Here is a 20,755-nt window from a genome sequence, read left to right as displayed (position 1 = left end):
GCTCAGGCGCTGGGCGGCAGGCCCTGGTCCTCCTCGACCACCGTGCCCTTGAAGGACCAGGGGAAGTTGATCCACAGGTCGGTGTCCTTGAAGGAGTAGTCGGGCTGGATGATCGTGGTCGGCTTGGTGTAGATGGTGACCGAGCGGACGTCGGCGCCCTTCTCCTGCAGCAGCTTCACGGCCAGCGCCAGGGTGCGACCCGAGTCGGCCACGTCGTCGACCAGCAGCACGCGACGCCCGTTCAGGTAGTCCATGTCGAGCTCGGGCGGCAGCACCTCGGGAGCGTCCAGCACCGTGCCGATGCCGGTGTAGAACTCCATGTTGATCGCACCGCAGTTCTTGGCACCCAGCCCGTACGCGATGGCACCCGCGGGCAGCAGACCGCCGCGAGCGATCGCCACGACGACCTCGGGCACGAAGCCGCTGTCGAGGATGTTCCGGGCGAGCTCACGCGTCGCGTCTCCGAAGCCGTCCCAGGTGAGCGTCTCGCGCTCGATCGCTGTACCCGTCATTGCTCTATTCTCGTGCATCCGGTGCCCGGGGACGCTCCACGGCCCCTCCTCCGCTCGCGATGGGGTACAAACGAAGAGGGCGTCCGTACGCGGAACGGGTGCCCGCCAGCATCCGTCCGCCACCCGAGGTTCCCATGTGCCGCCTGTTCGCCTTCGTCTCACCCGTCACTGCCAGCGCGCGCGGCGAGCTGGGTGCGGAGGGCATGGAGAGCCTGCTCTCGCTGGCACGGCTGCACGGCGACGGCTGGGGGCGCGCGGCCGTGCGTGCCCCGGGGGATGCTCCGATCGTGACGCGCTCGGCGATCTCCGCCGCTGAGGACCCCGACTTCGATGTGGCGCTCGCGACACCCTGCCGCGCAGCCGTGGTGCACCTGCGCTGGGCGACCGCCGGGCTGCCCGTGAACATCCGGAACGCGCATCCCTTCGAGGCGGACGGCATCGCGTTCGCGCACAACGGGACGATCAAGCCGCGCGACACGCTTCAGGGGCTGCTCTCCGCCGACAGCGTCGCAGCACTGCAGGGCACGACCGACAGCGAGATGTACTTCGCGCTGATCCGCGAGCGGGTCGCGGCCGGCGAGCCGCTCCCCGAAGCAGCGGCGCACGTCGCGCACACGCTGCGCGAGCTGTTCCCGCTCGCCAGCCTCAACGCGCTGATCATCGACGCCGAGCACCTCGTGGTCGTGCATGCCAGTGCCACCAGCATCCTCACCGAGCATGATCTGGCGCGGCTGGCTCCCGTGGCGGAGCTGCTTCCGGACGAGCACAACGAGGACTACTTCGCCCTGCGCATCCGGGAGACCGCCGACGGCACGGTCATGGTCGGCTCGACGGGCGTGGCCGGGCCGGACTGGGAGCCGCTCCCCGCCGAGTCCGTCATCGCCATCCGCCTCGACGACCGGCGGCGCTCGACCATCGGGATCTCGTCCCTCCTCGCCGCGCGATCCTGACGGAGCATCGCTAGAATCGAGGAGTCCGGCCACGGCCGGTGCCCGAAAAAGGGGCACGAAGCACTCTGCGACCGATCCGAGACCTTCCGATCGAGTCCCGCGATGACGCGCGAGCGGCGAGACACATACGGACCCCCTCCGTTCCTCTCGAAAGGCTTTCGCATGCCCACCGTGTCCGCTCATGTCGCCCTCACCCTCGCCCAGCACATCGACCACGTCTTCGGCGTGATGGGCAACGGCAACGCCTACTTCCTCGACGCGATCGAGACCCAGACGGATGCCACCTTCACCGCTGTCCGCCACGAGCAGGGCTCCGTGGTCGCGGCCGACGCGCACTTCCGGGCATCCGGGCGCATCGCCGCCGCCACCACGACCTACGGCGCCGGTTTCACCAACACGATCACCTCGCTCGCCGAGGCCGTGCAGGCGCACGTTCCGCTGGTGCTGGTGGTCGGCGACGAGCCGACCTCGGGCCCTCGCCCGTGGGATGTGGACCAGATCGCGCTGGCCTCGGCGGTCGGCGCGCGCACCTATACGACCGGGCGGGCGGATGCCGCGGCCACCACCGTCATCGCGATCGAGCACGCCCTGACCTACCGCGTGCCCGTCGTGCTCGCGATCCCCTACGACGTCGCGGCCCTCGAGGCAGGGCCCGTCCCCGAGGCACCCGCGCCCCGCATCCCCGCTCCCCTGGCTCCGCGCGGCGAGTTCGCCGGGGGGATGCTGGACGAGATCGCCGCGGCTCTCGCCGGCGCCGAGCGTCCTTTCCTGCTGGCCGGCCGCGGCGCCTGGCTGGCCGGCGCGAGCGAGGCCCTCGGCGCCCTGGCCGACGCGACCGGCGCACTGACCGCGTCCAGCGCCCTGGGCCGCGGGGTCTTCCCCGACAACCGCTACGACCTGGGCGTGACCGGCGGCTTCGGCGCCGACGGCGCCATGGAGCTCGTCCGGCAGGCCGACGTGGCCGTCGTGTTCGGCGCCTCCCTGAACCAGTTCACGATGCGCTTCGGCGAGCTGTTCGCGCCCGGCACCCGCGTGTTCCAGATCGACGTGGCACCCACCGCGACGCACCCGCACGTCGGCGGCTTCGTGCGTGCGGACGCGCGAGTGGCGGCCGAGGCGCTGGTCGAGCGGCTCCGCAACTCCGGAGAATCAGCCCCCGAGGCCGGCGACGTGCCGTCCGCCGGCACCGCCGCCGTCCGGATCTCCGGAGTTGTGGCGGCTGAGGCCTGGCGCGAGACCGTCGACATCGCCGCCGCCCGCGCGTACCCCGACGGCGAGGAGCTCGCGCCCGACGGACGCCTGGACCCTCGTTCGGCGGCGCGCCGCGTCGCGGAGCTGCTGCCCGAGGACCGCGTGGTCGTCTCGGACGGCGGGCACTTCATCGGCTGGGCCAACATGTACTGGCCCGTCGCGGCACCCGACCGGATGATGATGGTCGGCACCGCGTTCCAGTCGATCGGCCAGGGCTGGCCGAGCGTGGTCGGCGCGACCCGCGCGCGCCCGGAGACCACGGTCGTGCTCACCTCCGGCGACGGTGGCGGCCTGATGGCGATCCCCGACCTGGAGTCGGCGGTCCGCGCGGCCGGCGGGCACGGGATGGCCGTGATCTGGAACGACGCCGCCTACGGCGCGGAGGTCAACCTCTACGGGCTGAAGGGCCTGGCCGAGGGTCCCATGCTCATCCCGCAGGTCGACTTCGCCGCGTTCGGCGAGGCCGTCGGCGCCGAGGGCGTCGTGGTGCGCACGCTCGACGACCTCGAGCGCCTGGCGTCGTGGGCATCCGAGGACCCGGCGGTCCGCCGCTTCCTGGTGCTCGACCTGCGCATCTCGGGCAAGGTGATCGCCCCGTACCAGCAGGAGATCATCCGCGTGAACTCCTGAGTCAGTCCATGCGGTAGTCGGGCACGCTGTCGTCGGTGGCGAACGCGTTCGTCAGCCACAGCATGGAGCGGTACATCACGGGGTTCGCGAAGCTCCAGTCCCGTGCGCGGATGCGCCACCGCGACGGGGGCGCGAGGAATGACCCCGCGTCGCCGGACCGGGCGATCCTGGTCGGCTTGCGCATCCGGCGGTCGTATGCGGCGAGCGCCGCCGCCCAGTCCCCTCGCGCGGCGATCAGCTCACCGGCCAGCACGTACGCCCCGATCAGCGCCAGCCCCGTACCGAATCCTCCGAGAGTGTTGGCGAAGCCGGCGTCGCCGACCAGCGCGACTCGTCCGTGTGTGAACGAGGTCATGGTCGTGCGGGCCAGCGCATCCAGATAGAAGTCGTCCGCATCACGGCCCGCCGCGATCGCCTCCGGAACCCGCCAGCCGGCCCCGGCGAACGCCGACTCCAGGAATGCGCGCTGCGAGGCGACATCGCGCCGGTCGTAGTCGGGTGCGGCGGCGTGGAAGACGAAGAGGCTGGGGGCCTTCTGCCCGCCGAGCAGAGCCAGACGGCCCGGCTCGTTGTAGCCGTACGCGATCGCGCGTCCGCCCGGAAGCTCTCGTTCGAGCCCGTCGAGCGGCATCTCGCCGCCGGCGACGGCGTAGTAGCGGTCGCGCGCCTGCATGAACAGCTCCTCGGCTCCGAACGCGAGTCTCCGCACCACCGAATGCACGCCGTCGGCGCCGATCACGAGATCGAACCGCTCGCCCTTCCGTCTGGCGAAGGCCACGTCGACACCCGAGTCCGACTCGGCGAGATCGACGATCTCGTCGTCGAAGACGTACTCGGCATCGGCACGCGAATGCTCATGCAGGATGCCCGCGAGATCGCCGCGCAGGATCTCCAGGTCGCCGCCGATGAACTCGCCGGGCACGGTCGCCCTCACCCGGTCGTTCTCGTCGACGAACCTCCAGTCGGTCTTCGCGGTCTGGTGGGCGAGGACATCCTCGAGGACCCCCATGCGCTCCAGGACACGACGATGCGTGCGTCCCTTGAAGTCCACGGCCTGGCCGCCGGGTCGCGGAGCCGTCGCCTTCTCGACGACGGTGACGTCGAATCCGTTGCGTCCGAGCCAGCGCGCGAGCGCCGGGCCTGCGATGCTCGCACCTGAGATCAGAACCTTCATGATGTCTCCTTCGAAACGTAACTGCGTCCGCCAGAAACAATACATAATCGCGTACATTAGACGCAATAAACTCCGGGAGTTTCATGAACGCCGACGACACCACCTTCCTCTGGGCTCGCCCCGGGCCCGCCAAGCGCGGTCCGAAGCCCCGGTTCACTCTGGATGCCATCGCCGATGCCGCGGTCGCCATCGCCGACGAGCACGGACTGGAAGCCGTGACGATGCAGGAGGTCGCGAGCCGGCTCGGCACCACGAAGATGGCCCTGTACCGGTACCTGCCCGGCCGTGCCGAACTCGATGCGCTGATCCTCGACCATGCACTCGACTCCCCCGGACCCCTGTCCGGCGGCGGCTGGCGATCAGCGCTCGCACGATGGGCGGAGGAACTGCATCGACGCATGCGGGCCCGCCCGTGGGCGGTCGAGCTCAGCCAGCGTCCGCATGTGCCGGGCCCCGTCGAGCTCACCTGGTTCGAGGGCGCGCTGGCCGAGATGGCGGATCTTCCGCTGCGCGGCAGCGAGAAGCTCGACGTGCTGGCACTGCTGGCCGGCCACGTGATGTCGCTCGCACGTCGCCAGGCGCAGGTCGAAAGGCCCGAGGCGGACCTGGCCCGCGGACTCGCGCCCGTCCTCAGCGCGCACGCCGGCGAATTCCCGCGGACCGCGTCCGCATTCTCCGAGACCGCCGACGACGGGACTCAGGACGACGCTCTCCGTTTCGGGGTCGATCGCATCCTCGACGGAATCCAGGTTCTCGTCACCGAGCGCGGCTCCCCCGACGTGTGAGCGTCCGCGCGATGGCGGTCGACGACCGGGGGACCCCTCACTCCAGCTGCTCGATGCCCTGCAGCCGCACCTGCTCCAGATCGAGGTCTGCCGAGATCCGGTACACGACCAGGTCGTCGACCGCACCCGATCTGCGCAGGCTGCGCAGCACCTCGCGCTTGTGCTCGATCACGGCCAGCTTGAGCCGGGACATCTCCTCGTGGCGGATCAGCGGCGAGCGCTGCTCCAGATCGACCTCGGTCGATGTGGCGACCATCTGCAGCGTCACGCGGTCATCGCTCCGGCCCGGCGCTCCGGCCTGGTCGCCCAGCTCGACGGAGCCGTCGGCGAGCGGATCGGGCGAGTCCAGCAGGACCTCCATCGCCCCCACCTCGGCGTCGATCAGCGCGCGCTCCCTGGCCATCGCACGCGCGTTGGCGAGCTCGAGCCGCTCATAGCCGTCCCGCCGCAGGCGGTCGCGCACCTCGTCGCTGATCCCGTGCTCCGTGGCCAGCCCGTCGAGCGCTGCCATCGCCGCGCCGGAGATGGCGCGCTCGGCGAGCTCGTACTCCTCGGCTTCGCCGTTGTCGACGGGGAAGCGGGCCCAGCGCACGACCGCCGGCAGCAGCGGGCCCTGCACGAGCAGGCTGAGCAGGATCACCCCGGCCGTGACGAAGATGATGTCGTCGCGTCCGGCGAGGCGGATGCCCGCGCCGTCGGCGATCGGCACGGAGAGCGCGATCGCGAGCGACACCGCGCCGCGCATGCCCGCGACGGTCGAGACGATCTGCATCCTGGTGCGCAGGCCACGCGGATGCACCTGCCCTCCGCCGAGCCGCTGTAACGGGAGGGCGAACAGCTGGAACAGGAAGCGCACCACGAGCAGCGTCACCCAGACCGCGACGGTCGCGAGCACGAGCCAGCCGATGGTCTGCAGCGACGTCTGGTGCGCCACCCACTGCACCTCCAGGCCGATCAGCACGAACAGCGCGCCGTTGAGCAGGAAGACACCGAACGGCCAAGCAGCCTCGGCCTGGCGGCGTGACGCCGCGGTGGTGACGAGGGGGCTGAGGTATGCCGCGATCAGCCCCGCGACCACGACGGCGAGCACCCCGGAGGCGTGGATCATCTCGGCGAGCAGGAAGGACACGAACGGCACCAGCAGCATCGTCACGTTGATCGCGATCGTCGACCGCGTGCGGCGCAGCAGCATCCAGCCGGCCGCGGCGACGGCGGCGCCGACCAGGATGCCGCCAAGGCACGAGACCACGATCGTCCAGGTGACGATGAGCGGCGTCACCTGACCGCCGACCGCCAGTGACACCGCGATGGCGTAGAGCACCAGCGCCGTGCCGTCGTTCGTCAGGCTCTCGGCCTTGAGCTTCATGAAGCTGCGCCGCGGGAGCAGGCGGCCGAGCGCGGCGACGGCGGTGGCGTCAGGAGGCGCGACCGCGGCGCCGAGGATCAGCGCGATCTCCCACGGCAGGCCGAACAGGACGGCCATGCCCGCGACGGCGAACGCCGAGGCCACCACGAGCAGCGTGCTCATCGGCAGGATGTACCGGAAGTCGCGACGGATGGACCGCAGCGAGGTCGTCAGGCTCTCCCAGAACAGCATCACCGGCAGGGACAGCAGCAGCACCGTCTCCGGAGGCAGCTGGATCTCCCGCAGCGCCGGCACGAAGCCGAGCAGCAGTCCGAACACGACCAGCACCAGCGGCAGCGCGATGCGCAGCCGCGGCGCGAGCAGCGTCCCGACCAGGATCGTCAGTCCGAGCAGGACCGTGATCTCGAGACCCTCCATGCGCCACCTCATCCGCCGTCGCATCGGGCGCGACGTGCAAAGAAGCACAGCGCCCGTCAAGGAGACGGTATTCCCGTGTGTCGTCGCACGGAAGAGGATGACGTCACACCCACCCCTTGTCCTGCGCGATGCGCACGGCCTGGGCGCGGTTCCCGGCACCGGTCTTGCCGATCGCCGCTGAGAGATGGTTGCGCACCGTTCCGGCCGAGAGGAACACCTCGGATGCGATCGCCGCGGCCGACCTCCCGTCGGCGGCCAGTCGCAGCACCTGGCGCTCCCTGTCGCTGAGCGGATTCGCACCCTCGAAGAGGCTCTCCTCGGCGAGCGCCGGATCGAGCACGCGCAGCCCGGAGTGCACGCGCCGGACGGCGTCGGCCAGCTCCTCCGCAGGCGCGTCCTTGGCCATGAACCCCGCGGCACCGGCATCCAGCGCCGACCGCAGATAGCCGGGACGCGCGAACGTTGTGACGATCAGCACGCGCGTCGCGGGGCTGGCGGCGCGCAGGCGTCGCGTCGCCTCGATGCCGTCGAGCCCCGGCATCTGGATGTCCATCAGGCACACGTCCGGGGCGAGGTCGCCCACCAGCGTCAGCACCTCCGCACCGTCGGCCGCGACGCCGGCCACGTCGATGTCGGGCTCCAGCGCCAGCAGCGCCGCGAGCGCGCCGCGGACCAGCGCCTGGTCGTCGGCGATCACGATCCGAATGCTCACCAGGTGACCTCCACACGCGTTCCGCCCGTCACGGGCCTGATCAGCTCGAAGCGCGCGCCGGCGGCCGCTGCCCGCTCGCGCATGCCGCGCACGCCGTTCCCCTCCTGGTCTCCCGCGCCCCGCCCGTCGTCCTGGACGGCCAGCATGCCCGGCCGCACGGAGACGGTCACCGTCGAGGCGTCGGCGTGACGCAGGATGTTCGTGGTCGCCTCCCGCAGGATCCAGCTGGCCGTCAGTCCCTGCGCGGGCGAGAGCGCGCCGGGATCGCCATCGACGACAGGTGTCACACCGGCCGACCGCAGCGCATCGGCGCTGGCCGACAGCTGCTCGGTCAGGGATGCGGCGCGGGCGCCCGCCACCGTCGCCCGCACGCCCGCGATCGCCTCCGCCGTCAGCGACTCGATCGCGGCGAGCTCCACCTTGGCGCGCTCGGGGTCCGTGTCGATCAGACGACGGGCGAGCTGCGCCTTGAGCTTCACCACGGTGAGCGAGTGCCCGATCAGGTCGTGCACATCGCGCGCCACGGCCTCTCGGCCCTCGCTGGTCGCCAGCTCGAGTCCCAGCCGATCGGCGTCGGCGGAGCGGATGATCAGCCAGGTCGACACCGTGTTCACCACGCCCAGCAGGGCGATGATCGCGAGCACCGAGACATAGTCCAGCCCGCCCGGCACCAGGAGGATCCACAGCACGGTCACGGTCACCGCGCCGGCGAAGGTCGCCCAGTGCGCGATGCGGTTCAGCCCGTAGGACGCGAACGACATGATGAACGGCAGGAAGCTCAGCGCCGAGCCGCCCTCAGCCGGGATCGAGATCGCCGCGCAGGCGATCAGCCCGGCGAAGAACAGCCACTGCCCCGGCGCCGGCGGCCGGCACAGACCGCCTCCCGAGCTCATCCCCCGCATGAAGCCGAGGACGTACAGGGTGACGAAGGCGGCCATCGCCGCCCAGCCGACGATGATCCAGGACTCGGGAGCAGACGAGCCCAGCAGCGCGATCACGGGATACGCCAGGAAGACCAGCCAGATCACGGCCATCAGCCAGCCGAACCGGTCCCAGGGGTTCTTCGGCTGGCTGTCCTTCCGCTCCGCCATCCACGTGGCGGGCAGGGAACCGGCCGCGGACCGGATCGCCTCGGCGTCCCGGCCCGCGGCCGTCTCGTCGGTCTCCCGCATCATGAGTCCAACCTAGTGACGCGCACGCGTCACCGGCGTGTCCGCGAGCGGCGCACCCCGGCGACGACCAGCACCGAGAACAGGGTGAGCCAGACGGCCACGTTCAGCAGCGGCATCCAGAGCGGGTCGGTCTGTCCTGTGGTGAGCACGCCGTCGGTGAGCGGCCACCGGCTGAGGGCCACGAACCCGTACAGCGGGGTGAAGCGTGCGATCGAGAGCATCACGCCGTCCAGGGGCATGAACACGTTGCCGAAGAAGGCGAAGAAGGTCATCGAGATGGATGCCAGCGCGGCGGCCGAGTCGGCGTTGAAGAACAGCCCGACGCCCAGCCCGAACAGGCCGTACATCAGCCCGATGCCGAGGATGATCGCGGCGGCCGCGACCCAGCGCCAGGCGTCGTCCGCCTTCGCGCCTGTGAGCAGGCCGGCCGTGAACACCGCGACCAGCGCGAGGGCGGCGAACGTCACGGAGGTGATGAGCTTGGTCAGGGCGTAACCGAGCGTTCCGAGCGGCGTCATGGCCAGCTGACGGCCCCACCCCTGCTTGGACTCGGTGGCCGCCAGCGAGGTCAGCGAGCTCATCGCGACGGCCGTGCCGTAGGCGGCCATGGAGATCATCACGTAGAACGAGACGTTGCCGTGCCCGGCGGACTGCGACCCGTACGCGGCGCTGGCGCCGAAGAGGATGTACATCACGACGGGCATGGCCAGGGTGAACGCGAGCGTGTACGGGTTGCGCAGCTGGCGCAGCGCCTCGATGCGGAGCATGGTCGGTGAGATGCCCTTGCGCGGGACGCGCAGAGCACGCGGCGTGCGGGTAAAGGCGGGGGTCGAGGTGGTCATTGTCAGTCCTCCGTCAGGGCGGTGAAGGCGGTTTCGAGGGTGGGAGCGGTGATCTCCAGATCGTGTGCTCCGGAGGCGAGGAGCGCGGCGGCCACGGCATCCGAGTCAGCGGCGCGCAGGGTGAGCCGGTCCGCGTCCACGCGCAGCTCGGTGACGTCGTCGCGATCTCGCAGCGAGGAGAGGATGCCGTCGGCGCCGGTCTCCGGGAGGTTCGCGGCGACCGTCCTGGCGCCGAGCCCGACGCGCAGCTGCGCCGTCGGAGCGTCCGCGACCACCCGGCCGTGGTTCATCACGACAGTGCGGCGGGCGAACTGCTCGGCCTCCTCCAGGTAGTGCGTGGCGAAGACGATGGTGCGGCCGGCATCGGCATCCGCGCGCATGACGTCCCAGAAGTTGCGGCGGGCTGTCACGTCCATGCCCGCGGTCGGCTCGTCGAGCACGAGCACGTCGGGGTCGGCGACCAGGGCGAGCGCGAATTTCACGCGCTGCTGCTCGCCACCGGAGCATTTCGAGACCCGGCGGCGCGCGATCCTCTCGAGATCGGCACGGGCCAGCACCTCGGGCACGCGGCCGAGCGCGGCCCTGCCGTGCAGCGAGGCGATCAGGCGCACGGTCTCGCCGACGGTGAGGTCGGAGAGCAGCCCGCCGGTCTGGAGCACGGCGGCGATGGAGCCGTCGGCGGTGGCGCGTGAGGGGCGGCCTCCGAGCACCTGGACGGTGCCCTCGTCGGCATCCGTGAGCCCGAGCAGCATGTCGAGCGTGGTCGTCTTGCCCGCGCCGTTCGGCCCGAGCAGCGCGACGATCTCGCCGCGGCGGACGACGAGGTCGACCCCGTCGACGGCCTGCACGCGGCGGTCGCCCGTGTCGTAGCCCCTGCGCACACCGCGCAGTTCGATCACGGCGTCCTGGGGATGCGCGTCCTGGATGGCGGGAGCGGGGGTGACCCGCGTCTGCGGTTCTGCTGTCGTCTGCATGTGTCCAGCGTCGTCGGTGCGGACGCCGGACGCCGGAGGGCGATGTCATGAGGTCGGCATGACAGTTGTCATGCCGACCCGCTATGGAAGAAGCTCAAGCATCTGCGGGCGCGCCTTCATCGCATGGATCACCAGTTCGTTGCCGCTGTCGAAGACCAGCACCACGACTTCGAGGAGACGCCCGCGCGTGTCGAAGCCGAGCCTCAGCTGACGCGCGGGCGAGTTCTCGTCGAGATCCTCGATCCAGCTCGCCCATGTCGCGGCATGGACAGCATCCTCATCGCTGATGCCGTGCTTGCGGGCCGAGTCGTTGACTCTCACGCCGCGCTTCGCCCGAGCGCTTCGCGGATGACTTCGGAACGCGACTTGTTCTCCCGCGCCGCACGCTGGTCCAGGGTGCGCAGCTCATCTGCTGTGAGCCGGAGCGCGATGACCTGCGACGGCTCAGCACCCCGCCCAGGCCGCCCACGGCCGCGCTTCTTCAGCGCGGCGACGTCATAGCCCGCTTCCGCCTCAGCGGCCCAGGCTTCGATCTGCTCGTCGGTGACAGGTACGCCGTTGATCGTCTCGCGCTCGCCCATGCGAATATCGTATGACGTTATTGTGTGGAGCGCCAGACCTCGATGATCAGGATGCCGGGAGGAGGGCGCCCTCGAAGAACTCCGAGAGCCGGCCCACGGCATCCAGCGGCAGGATCGCCGCGACGTACTGGTCCGGGCGCACCACGACGACCACGCCGTCGCGGGAGAGCTCGCGAACCTCGAAGATGTCGTCGTGGCACCACACGGTCGGGGCCGCCGAGTACACCTTCTCCCAGTCGGTCAGCCCGAAGGGGCCGGTCTGCGGGCGGAACAGCGCCGGTGCGTCGGTGAACTCGACCTCGTCGTGACGCTGCTGGTAGATCGCCTTCACGTCGAAGACGGCGTCCACATCGCCGTCCTGCGGCGTGTAGCGCGCGAACACGGGCTCCACGGCATCCGCCCATGCCGTCAGCTTCGTGGCCTCCGCGTCGGCGAAGGCGTACACGCGCCAGCGCCCGTCGGCGGTCGCGTGGTGGCCGAGGTGCACGGCGTTGCCGTCGCTGACGCGGGTGACCTCGGCCGACTTGAAGCGCTTGCCGAGCGGGAACCCGGCGGCGAGCTCCTGCTGCGATGCGCCGTCGACGATCATGGACGGCTCGTACTGCGTCATGAACCCGGAGGGGAACTCCGCGGTGCCCAGGTAGAAGGTCGCGAGCTCCTGCGGGTCGGAGATCTCCTCGGGCTTGCGGGCCATGAGCGAGGACCACTCCCTGTCGAAGTCGATCAGCTGCTGGGCCACCGGGCGGCGCTCGGCACCATAGGTCGAGAGCAGCTCCTGCGGAGCGCGCCCGCTGAGCACATGACCGAGCTTCCAGCCCAGGTTGAAGCCGTCCTGCATGGACACGTTCATGCCCTGACCTGCCTTCGCACTGTGCGTATGGCAGGCGTCGCCGGTCAGGAAGACGCGGGGGTGCCGGTCGCCGTCCACCGCGTCGTCGAACCCGTCGGTGACCCGGTGGCCGACCTCGTAGACGCTGTGCCAGGCGACCTGCTTCACATCCAGTGTGTAGGGGTGCAGGATCTCGTTGGCCTTCTGGATGACGACCTCGAGCGGAGTGTGCTTGACCTGGCGGTTGTCGCCCTCGGCGACCGCGCCCAGGTCGATGTACATCCGGCTGAGGTAGCCGCCCTCGCGCGGGATGTGCAGGATGTTGCCCGCCTCGGCGTTGATCGCGCACTTGGTGCGCCAGTCCGGGAAGTCGGTGTTGACCAGTACGTCCATCACGCCCCACGCGTGCGCCGCCATGGCGCCGACGTGCTTGCGGCCGATCGCCTCGCGCACGCCGCTGCGCGCGCCGTCGCAGCCCGCAACGTACTTGGCTCGGATGGTGCGCTCTGTGCCGTTGTCGTTCACGCGCACCTCGACGGGGTACTCCCCCTCGTCGTGCACCGTGAGTCCCACGAACTCCACGCCGTAGTCCGGGGCGATGCGGCCGGGGCCGTGGGCGGCGGCCTCGGCGAAGTAGTCCAGCACGCGCGCCTGGTTCACGATCAGGTGCGGGAACTCACTGATCTTCAGGCCGTAGTCCTCGGTGCGCGAGGTGCGGATGATGTTCTCGCGGTTCTCGGGGTCGGGGCCCCAGAACTTCATCCAGCCGATGTTGTAGGCCTCGGCGATGATGCGCTCGGCGAATCCGAAGGCCTGGAAGGTCTCGACGCTTCGGGGCTGGATGCCGTCGGCCTGGCCGAGCTCCAGGCGGCCGCTGCGGCGCTCGATGATGCGCGTGCCCACGGTCGGGAACTGCGACATCTGGGCGGCCAGCAGCATGCCCGCGGGGCCGGAGCCGACGATGAGCACGTCCATCTCGTCGGGGAGGTCCGCCGGGCGGTCGATGCCCAGCCCTTCGGCCGGGAGCACGCGGGGCTCGCCGGACACGTAGCCGTGATGGTGGAACTGCATCGTCGGGTCCTTCCCTGGACTGCATCGTCAGGTCTTGCGCGGCAGGAACGTGTGTTCTATATTCGAACGCACCGTTCTACTATTGAACAGATCGTATATGACGAGCGGATGCCCTGACAAGAGCCGCCCGCGACCGAAGGAGACCCCGTGCCCGCCGCCCCCGCCTCGCAGACGCTGAGCCGCGGCATCCGGATCCTGGAGATCCTCGCCGACGGACCCCTCTCGATCGACGAGGTCGCCGCGCGGCTCGACGTGCATCGCTCGATCGCCTATCGGCTCCTGCGCACCCTCGAGGACCATAGGCTCGTTGCGCGCAACGCGTCGGGGCTCGCGGCGCTCGGCCCCCGGATGGCAGCACTCGCCGCGGGTGTCGCGCACGATCTGCAGGCCGAGGCGCTCCCCGAGCTGACCGCGGTCGCCAACGAGTTCGCGCTCACGGCGTTCCTGGCGGTGCTCGACGGCGACGAGGTCATCACGCTCACCAGCGTCGAGCCCCGGCACACGGTCGCGAACGTCGCGCAGCGGCCGGGCACGAGGCATCCGGTCACGGCCGGCGCGCCAGGCAAGGCGATCCTCTCGCAGCTGGCGGATGCCGAGTGGCCAGACGTCTCCGCGGCGCTGCGCGCCGAGGTGGCAGAGGCGCGTGCCCGCGGCTACGCGACCAGCCACGACGAGGTCATCCCGAACCTGCACTCGATCGCCGTGCCGCTCTCCCTGCGCGGCCGGCGCCCGGCCGCGCTGGCCGTCGTGCACGTGGCATCCCAGCATCCGGACGCCGAGATCGCCACCCGCTTGCAGGAGTCGGCCACAGCGATCCGCGAGGCCCTGGGCGGCTGAGCTCGGCGGCATCCGCCCGCAGTTCAGCACAGCTCCGCAGGGTTTCCTCGAAACCCTGCGGAGCTGTGCACTTCTGCGAAGCTGCGCTGCGGCCGAGGCGCGCCTCAGGCCTTGGACATCCCATAGATCGGGGACTTCGCCTGCTCGGCCTCGTTCTCCGGCCCCAGCGGGATGCCGGTGCGGTCGCGCAGCAGCAGCGTGGCGACCAGGCCGATCACCGTCATGCCGGCCAGGTACCAGGTGATGCCGGTCGTCGAGTGCGTGTTCTGGAAGATCGCCTGCGCGATCAACGGCGAGAACGCGCCGCCCACGATGGCGCCGATCGCGTACGAGATCGAGACGCCGGAGAACCGGATGGACGCAGGGAACAGCTCCGAGTACAGCGCGGCCTGCGGCCCGTACGTGAACCCGAGTCCGATGGTGAGGATCACGAGGGCCGCCGCGAGCGAGCCGATCGTGCCGAGGTTGGTCAGGAAGAACAGCAGGAAGACGCCGACCAGCTGCAGGACCCAGCCGATGATGTAGGTCGTGCGCCTGCCCAGCCTGTCGGAGAGCCAGCCCGCCAGCCAGGTGAAGACCAGCCAGCTGACGCCGGAGAGCGCGACGACCCAGAACACCGGTCCCGTGGGCAGCGCGATCGGTCCGGCGGGATCGGTGGCGTAATGCTGCACGTATCCGCCGGTGGTCATGTAGCCGACGGCGTTGTTGCCCGCGAAGACCAGTTCCGCCACGATCACCAGCGGCAGGTGGTGGCGCAGCAGCTGGATGATGGGCATCCGCGTCTCCTCCTTGCGCTCGGCGATCTCCTGGAACACCGGGCTCTCCGAGACGCGGCGGCGCACCCAGTAGCCGACGCCGATCAGCACGACCGACAGCAGGAAGGGGATGCGCCAGCCGATCTGCCCGAAGGCGGTGTCGGCGAGCGCCACGTCCGAACCGGGCGTCGGGCCGGGGAAGATCGTCTCGGTCAGCGCGAGCACCATGGATGCCAGCAGCAGTCCGATCGGCACTCCGATCTGCGGGGATGCTCCGAACAGCCCGCGCTTGTGCTTGGGCGCGTGCTCGACGGCCATCAGCACGGCGCCGCCCCACTCGCCACCGGCCGAGATGCCCTGGATCACGCGCAGGACGATCAGCAGGATCGGCGCCCACACGCCGATCAGCGCGTGCGTGGGCAGCACGCCGACGAGCGTGGTCGCACCGCCCATCAGCAGGAGCGTGAGCACCAGCATCGGGCGACGACCGATCTTGTCTCCGAAGTGCCCGGCGAGGAAGGCGCCCAGCGGACGGAACAGGAAGCTGACGCCGACGCTGAAGAACGACACGATCTGCGCGAAGTCCTTGCCCATCGGCTCGAAGAACAGCGCTGCGAAGACCGTGGCCGCGGCGAACGCGTAGATGAAGAAGTCGTACCACTCGACGGTGGTGCCGACCACGGTGGCGACGACGACGCGACGGCGGTCCGCGGCGCTCGCGATGGTTCCGGTCGGGGTGAACCCGTCCTCTGACTTGCCGCTCATGTCTCTCTCCTTCGAGGTGACTGCCGGGGAATCCAGGTGATGCTTGCCCCAGGATGCGACGATGATATACGATTTCGCATACGACGCACAAGGCACTCTCCCTGTGCGCGAACGCGAGGAGGCGCATCCATGACGGCGATCACCCGACCGGGAAAGATCATCGCGATCCACCTGAACTACGTCTCGCGCGCCGACCAGCGCGGCCGCCGCCCCGCAGCGCCCTCCTACTTCTTCAAGCCCGCGAGCTCTGTCGGCGTCAGCGGCGGAACCGTCGAGCGCCCTGCCGGCACCGAACTGCTCGCCTTCGAGGGCGAGATCGCCCTCGTCATCGGCACCCCCGCTCGCCGGGTGTCCATCGAGGACGCCTGGTCGCACGTGGCATCCGTCACCGCATCCAACGACCTGGGCCTGTACGACCTGCGCGCCAACGACAAGGGCTCCAACGTCCGGTCCAAGGGCGGCGACGGATACACCCCGCTCGGCCCCGAGCTGATCGACGCGGCATCCGTCGACCCGGGGAACCTGCGCGTGCGCGCCTGGGTCAACGGCGAGCTGCGCCAGGACGACAGCACGACGGGCCTGCTCTTCCCGCTCCCCCAGCTGGTCGCCGATCTCTCGCAGCACTTCACCCTCGAGCCCGGTGATGTGATCCTCGCCGGCACTCCCGCGGGGTCCAGCGTGATCGTCCCGGGTGACGTCGTGGAGATCGAGGTGGATGCTCCGGATGCCCCTGGTGCACCGTCGTCCGGTCGCCTGGTCACCACGGTGACGCAGGGCGAGGTCGCCTTCGACCCCGCGCTCGGCTCGCTGCCCGCCGTCGACGATCTGCAGCGCACCGAGGCCTGGGGCTCGCGCGAGGCGGCAGGGCTCCCCGAGACCGACTCCGAGCCCGCGCCGTCCGGTCTCACCCCGGAGCTGCGCGCCAAGCTCGCAGCGGCGCCGACGGCGGGTCTGTCCAGCCAGCTGCGCAAGCGCGGCCTGCACTCCTGCTTCATCGACGGGGTGTCCGCCAACATCGCCGGCAGCAAGATCGTCGGCACCGCCAAGACGCTGCGCTTCATCCCGGCCCGCGAGGACCTGTTCCGGAGCCACGGGGGCGGGTACAACGCGCAGAAGCGCGCGTTCGACGCGGTCGGCGAGGGCGAGATCATCGTGATCGAGGCCCGCGGCGACGCCGGCACCGGAACTCTCGGCGACATCCTGGCGCTGCGCGCCAAAACCCGCGGAGCCGCAGGAGTCGTCACCGACGGCGGCGTTCGCGACTTCGACGCCGTCGCCGAGATCGGCCTGCCGGTGTTCTCGAAGGGCGCCCACCCGTCCGTGCTCGGCCGTCGCCACGTGCCCTGGGAGTTCGACGTCACGATCGCCTGCGGCGGCGCCGCCGTGCAGCCCGGCGACGTGATCGTGGGCGACGGCGACGGCGTCATCGTGATCCCCTTCGAGCTCGCCGAGGAGGTCGCCGACGAGGCGCTCGCCCAGGAGGACGAAGACGCCTGGATCGCCGAGCAGGTGGCAGCCGGGCATCCGGTCGACGGGCTGTTCCCGATGAACGCCGAATGGCGCGCCCGGTATGACGAGAGGTCGGGCACCGGATCATGACCGCCCTGGTCCGCGAGGGAAGCAAGTCGGAGCAGGCGTACGCCTGGATCCGCTCCCGCATCTCCTCGCACGCCTTCGGTCCCGGGTACCGCCTGGTGCTCGGCCCGATCGCCGACGAGCTCGGCATGAGCGTGGTCCCGGTGCGCGAGGCGATCCGCCGCCTCGAGGCCGAGGGGCTGGTCACCTTCGAGCGCAACATCGGCGCGCACGTCTCGCTCATCGACGAGAGCGAGTACGCGCACACCATGCAGACCCTGGGCATCGTCGAGGGCGCCGCCACCGCGCTGTCCGCTCCCCTGCTCGACGCAGATGCGCTCGACCGCGCCGAAGCCGTCAACGACCGGATGCTGCACCTGCTGGGCCACTTCGACGCGCACACGTTCACCTCGCTGAACCAGGCGTTCCACTCGGTGCTCTACGAGCCCTGCCCGAACCCGCACATCCTCGACCTGGTGCACCGCGGATGGAGCCGGCTCTCCGGCATCCGCGACTCCTCGTTCGCGTTCGTCCCCGGCCGCGCCCGGCACTCGGTGGACGAGCACACCCGCATCCTCGAGCTGATCCGCGGCGGCGCCGACCCGCTCGAGATCGAGCTCGCCGCCCGAGACCACCGCTGGCGCACCATGGACGCGTTCCTGGCCGCCTGCCACTCCCACCCCACCGAAGAAGGACGATGATGACCGACGTGTACACCCCGGCCGACCTGCCCGCGAAGATCCAGCACTACATCAACGGCGAGTTCGTCGATTCCCTCGACGGCGACACCTTCGAGGTGCTCAACCCCGTCACGAACGAGACCTACGTGCACGCCGCGGCCGGCAAGAAAGCCGACATCGATCGCGCGGTCGCCGCAGCCCGTCGAGCGTTCACCGAGGGTCCGTGGCCGCGGATGCTGCCGCGCGAGCGCTCGCGCGTGCTGCACCGCATCGCCGACATCGTCGAGTCGCGCGACGCGCGTCTGGCCGAGCTGGAGTCGTTCGACTCCGGTCTGCCCATCACGCAGGCGCTGGGCCAGGCCCGCCGCGCCGCCGAGAACTTCCGCTTCTTCGCCGACCTGATCGTCGCGCAGGCCGACGACGCCTTCAAGGTGCCCGGCAAGCAGATGAACTACGTCAACCGCAAGCCGATCGGCGTCGCCGGCCTCATCACGCCCTGGAACACGCCGTTCATGCTCGAGTCCTGGAAGCTCGGCCCCGCCCTGGCGACCGGCAACACGGTGGTGCTCAAGCCGGCCGAGTTCACGCCGCTGTCCGCCTCGCTGTGGGCGGGCATCTTCGAGGAGGCGGGCCTCCCGAAGGGCGTCTTCAACCTCGTCAACGGACTCGGTGAGGACGCCGGAGACGCCCTGGTGAAGCATCCGGACGTCCCGCTGATCTCGTTCACGGGCGAGAGCCGCACCGGGCAGATCATCTTCGGCAACTCGGCGCCGTTCCTGAAGGGCCTGTCGATGGAGCTGGGCGGCAAGAGCCCCGCGGTCGTCTTCGCGGACGCCGATCTCGACACCGCGGTCGACGCCTGCGTCTTCGGCGTGTACTCCCTGAACGGCGAGCGCTGCACGGCGGGCTCGCGCATCATCGTCGAGCGCGCCATCTACGACGAGTTCGTCGAGCGCTTCGCCACCATGGCCAAGCGCGTGAAGGTGGGCCTCCCCCACGACCCGACCACCGAGGTCGGCGCGCTCGTGCACCCCGAGCACTACGAGAAGGTGATGAGCTACGTCGAGATCGGCAAGACCGAGGGTCGTCTGATCGCCGGCGGCGGCCGCCCGGAGGGATTCCCCACCGGCAACTACGTCGCCCCGACCGCCTTCGCCGACGTCTCTCCGGATGCCCGGATCTTCCAGGAGGAGATCTTCGGACCGGTCGTCGCGATCACGCCGTTCGACAGCGACGAGGAGGCGCTGTCCCTGGCGAACAACACCAAGTACGGTCTCGCCGCCTACATCTGGACCAACGACCTCAAGCGCGCGCACAACTTCGCGGGCGCCGTCGAGGCCGGCATGGTCTGGCTGAACTCGAACAATGTGCGCGACCTGCGCACCCCGTTCGGCGGCGTGAAGGCATCCGGCCTCGGCCACGAGGGCGGCTACCGCTCGATCGACTTCTACACCGACCAGCAGAGCGTGCACATCACCCTCGGCGCCCCGCACAACCCGGCCTTCGGCAAGCAGGACCTGGACGACCCGGACCCGCGCTGACCCGCCGCCCGATTTCAGAAGAGCAAGGACGCTGACATGAGCAACAACCCGGCATCTGCCGCCCACCCCGGCAAGACCCTCACCTCCTCCGGCTTCTACGTGAGCCTGGACACGGAGATCATCTGCGAGAACCCGACGCCGACGCCGACGAGCACCCCGCCGGACGTGCTGCGCTGCGCGTACATGGAGCTGGTCGTGACCGACCTCGCGGCATCCCGCGAGTTCTACGTCGACGTGCTCGGCTTGTACGTGACCGAGGAGGACGACCAGGCGATCTATCTGCGCTCCACCGAGGAGTTCATCCACCACAACCTCGTGCTGCGCAAGGGCGAGGTCGCCGCGGTCGCCGCCTTCTCGTACCGCGTGCGCACCCCTGAGGACCTCGACCGCGCGGTCGCCTTCTACACCGAGCTGGGCTGCGATGTGCGCCGCGCGCCGGACGGCTTCACGAAGGGCATCGGCGACTCGGTGCGCGTGGTCGACCCGCTGGGCTTCCCGTACGAGTTCTTCCACGCCACCGATCACGTCGAGCGGCTGTCGTGGCGCTACGACCTGCACAAGCCGGGCGAGCTCGTGCGGCTGGACCACTTCAACCAGGTCACCCCTGACGTGCCCCGCGCCGTGAAGTACATGCAGGACCTCGGCTTCCGCGTCACGGAGGACATCCAGGACGAGGAAGGCACCGTCTACGCCGCGTGGATGCGCCGCAAGCCCACCGTGCACGACACCGCCATGACCGGAGGTGACGGACCGCGCATGCACCACGTGTGCTTCGCGACGCACGAGAAGCACAACATCCTGGCCATCTGCGACAAGCTCGGCGCCCTGCGTCGCTCCGACGCCATCGAGCGCGGCCCCGGCCGCCACGGCGTCAGCAACGCGTTCTACCTCTACCTGCGCGACCCCGACGGGCACCGCGTCGAGGTGTACACGCAGGACTACTACACCGGCGACCCCGACAACCCTGTCATCACCTGGGACGTGCACGACAACCAGCGCCGCGACTGGTGGGGCAACCCGGTGGTGCCGAGCTGGTACACGGATGCCTCGCTCGTGCTCGACCTGGACGGCAACCCGCAGCCGGTGCGCGCCCGCACCGACAGCAGCGAGATGGCTGTGACCATCGGCGCCGACGGGTTCTCGTACACGCGTCCCGACGACGAGGCCGAGATGCCGGAGTGGAAGCAGGGCGAGTACAAGCTGGGTCATCAGCTGTGACTCTTCCCGCCGAGACGATCACCGCCCTGGCCGAGGAGCTGGCCGAGGCCGAGCGCACCCGCGGCATCATCCCGCGCATCACCGCCCGGTATCCGGATGCCACGATCGAGGACTCCTA

Annotated in this window: 19 protein-coding genes and 1 pseudogene; 9 read left to right on the top strand and 11 right to left on the bottom strand. The window is 70.2% G+C overall.

Features of this window, described 5'->3' with window-relative positions:
• Positions 1–2: 2 nt before the first annotated feature.
• Positions 3–512, bottom strand: coding sequence for a phosphoribosyltransferase (locus BGN97_RS09980; RefSeq protein WP_292700758.1), 510 nt, complete (start codon positions 510–512; stop codon positions 3–5).
• A 98-nt stretch (positions 513–610) separates the two neighbouring features.
• On the opposite strand from BGN97_RS09980, the gene BGN97_RS09975 reads away from it, so the two are divergent.
• Both BGN97_RS09975 and BGN97_RS09970 read left to right on the top strand, forming a co-directional pair.
• Positions 611–1,462, top strand: coding sequence for a class II glutamine amidotransferase (locus tag BGN97_RS09975; RefSeq protein WP_292700755.1), 852 nt, complete (start codon positions 611–613; stop codon positions 1,460–1,462).
• Positions 1,463–1,624: 162 nt separating this feature from the next.
• Positions 1,625–3,343, top strand: coding sequence for a thiamine pyrophosphate-binding protein (locus tag BGN97_RS09970; RefSeq protein ID WP_292700753.1), 1,719 nt, complete (start codon positions 1,625–1,627; stop codon positions 3,341–3,343).
• Between the two features lies 1 nt (position 3,344).
• Here BGN97_RS09970 and BGN97_RS09965 read toward each other — a convergent pair whose 3' ends face one another.
• On the bottom strand, positions 3,345–4,517 hold the full coding sequence (locus BGN97_RS09965) for an FAD-dependent monooxygenase (protein WP_292700750.1): 1,173 nt from the start codon (positions 4,515–4,517) through the stop codon (positions 3,345–3,347).
• Positions 4,518–4,600: 83 nt separating this feature from the next.
• Between BGN97_RS09965 and BGN97_RS09960 the strand changes: the two genes are divergently transcribed.
• Positions 4,601–5,302, top strand: coding sequence for a TetR/AcrR family transcriptional regulator (locus BGN97_RS09960; protein WP_292700747.1), 702 nt, complete (start codon positions 4,601–4,603; stop codon positions 5,300–5,302).
• Between the two features lie 37 nt (positions 5,303–5,339).
• Here the strand turns inward: BGN97_RS09960 and BGN97_RS09955 are convergent, their stop codons facing one another.
• From BGN97_RS09955 to BGN97_RS09920, 8 genes are all read right to left on the bottom strand, one after another.
• A complete protein-coding gene (locus BGN97_RS09955; protein ID WP_292700744.1) occupies positions 5,340–7,085 on the bottom strand; it encodes a Na+/H+ antiporter in 1,746 nt (581 codons plus the stop codon).
• 103 nt (positions 7,086–7,188) lie between these two features.
• Positions 7,189–7,800, bottom strand: a complete 612-nt coding sequence (locus tag BGN97_RS09950; protein WP_292700851.1) for a response regulator transcription factor — start codon at positions 7,798–7,800, stop codon at positions 7,189–7,191.
• Positions 7,794–8,972, bottom strand: a complete 1,179-nt coding sequence (locus tag BGN97_RS09945) for a histidine kinase (RefSeq protein WP_292700742.1) — start codon at positions 8,970–8,972, stop codon at positions 7,794–7,796. The genes BGN97_RS09950 and BGN97_RS09945 overlap by 7 nt, the downstream gene beginning before the upstream one ends.
• Positions 8,973–8,998: 26 nt before the next feature.
• Positions 8,999–9,811, bottom strand: coding sequence for an ABC transporter permease (locus BGN97_RS09940; protein WP_292700739.1), 813 nt, complete (start codon positions 9,809–9,811; stop codon positions 8,999–9,001).
• Positions 9,812–9,813: 2 nt separating this feature from the next.
• Positions 9,814–10,785, bottom strand: a complete 972-nt coding sequence (locus BGN97_RS09935) for an ABC transporter ATP-binding protein (protein ID WP_292700737.1) — start codon at positions 10,783–10,785, stop codon at positions 9,814–9,816.
• A gap of 81 nt (positions 10,786–10,866) precedes the next feature.
• Complete coding sequence (locus BGN97_RS09930) at positions 10,867–11,106, bottom strand: toxin (RefSeq protein ID WP_292700734.1); 240 nt, start codon at positions 11,104–11,106, stop codon at positions 10,867–10,869.
• A complete protein-coding gene (locus BGN97_RS09925) occupies positions 11,103–11,366 on the bottom strand; it encodes a ribbon-helix-helix domain-containing protein (RefSeq protein WP_292700731.1) in 264 nt (87 codons plus the stop codon). The genes BGN97_RS09930 and BGN97_RS09925 overlap by 4 nt, the downstream gene beginning before the upstream one ends.
• A gap of 46 nt (positions 11,367–11,412) precedes the next feature.
• The gene (locus tag BGN97_RS09920) at positions 11,413–13,266 is read right to left on the bottom strand and encodes an FAD-dependent monooxygenase (RefSeq protein WP_292700729.1); all 1,854 of its coding nucleotides are present in this window, start codon (positions 13,264–13,266) and stop codon (positions 11,413–11,415) included.
• A gap of 147 nt (positions 13,267–13,413) precedes the next feature.
• Between BGN97_RS09920 and BGN97_RS09915 the strand changes: the two genes are divergently transcribed.
• Positions 13,414–14,103 (top strand): IclR family transcriptional regulator, encoded by a 690-nt coding sequence (locus BGN97_RS09915; protein ID WP_292700726.1) that lies wholly within the window; start codon positions 13,414–13,416, stop codon positions 14,101–14,103.
• A 104-nt stretch (positions 14,104–14,207) separates the two neighbouring features.
• Here BGN97_RS09915 and BGN97_RS09910 read toward each other — a convergent pair whose 3' ends face one another.
• Complete coding sequence (locus BGN97_RS09910) at positions 14,208–15,623, bottom strand: MFS transporter (protein WP_292700723.1); 1,416 nt, start codon at positions 15,621–15,623, stop codon at positions 14,208–14,210.
• Positions 15,624–15,752: 129 nt separating this feature from the next.
• Between BGN97_RS09910 and BGN97_RS09905 the strand changes: the two genes are divergently transcribed.
• The 5 genes and pseudogenes from BGN97_RS09905 to BGN97_RS09885 all read left to right on the top strand — a co-directional run.
• Entirely contained in the window at positions 15,753–17,222 is a 1,470-nt protein-coding gene (locus BGN97_RS09905) for a fumarylacetoacetate hydrolase family protein (RefSeq protein ID WP_292700722.1), read from the top strand.
• On the top strand, positions 17,219–17,899 hold the full coding sequence (locus BGN97_RS09900) for a GntR family transcriptional regulator (RefSeq protein ID WP_292700721.1): 681 nt from the start codon (positions 17,219–17,221) through the stop codon (positions 17,897–17,899). Before BGN97_RS09905 ends, BGN97_RS09900 begins: the two co-directional genes overlap by 4 nt.
• Complete coding sequence (gene hpaE, locus BGN97_RS09895) at positions 17,899–19,419, top strand: 5-carboxymethyl-2-hydroxymuconate semialdehyde dehydrogenase (protein ID WP_292700720.1); 1,521 nt, start codon at positions 17,899–17,901, stop codon at positions 19,417–19,419. The genes BGN97_RS09900 and hpaE overlap by 1 nt, the downstream gene beginning before the upstream one ends.
• Before the next feature lie 36 nt (positions 19,420–19,455).
• A complete protein-coding gene (gene hpaD / locus BGN97_RS09890) occupies positions 19,456–20,637 on the top strand; it encodes a 3,4-dihydroxyphenylacetate 2,3-dioxygenase (RefSeq protein ID WP_292700719.1) in 1,182 nt (393 codons plus the stop codon).
• A pseudogene (locus tag BGN97_RS09885) lies at positions 20,634–20,755 on the top strand (2-oxo-hepta-3-ene-1,7-dioate hydratase); the annotation flags it as partial. The gene hpaD and the pseudogene BGN97_RS09885, both read left to right, overlap by 4 nt.

Source organism: Microbacterium sp. 69-10 (assembly GCF_001897945.1).
In the GTDB taxonomy this organism is placed as follows: Bacteria; Actinomycetota; Actinomycetes; order Actinomycetales; family Microbacteriaceae; genus Microbacterium.
This window is presented reverse-complemented; position numbering and strand designations above follow the sequence as displayed.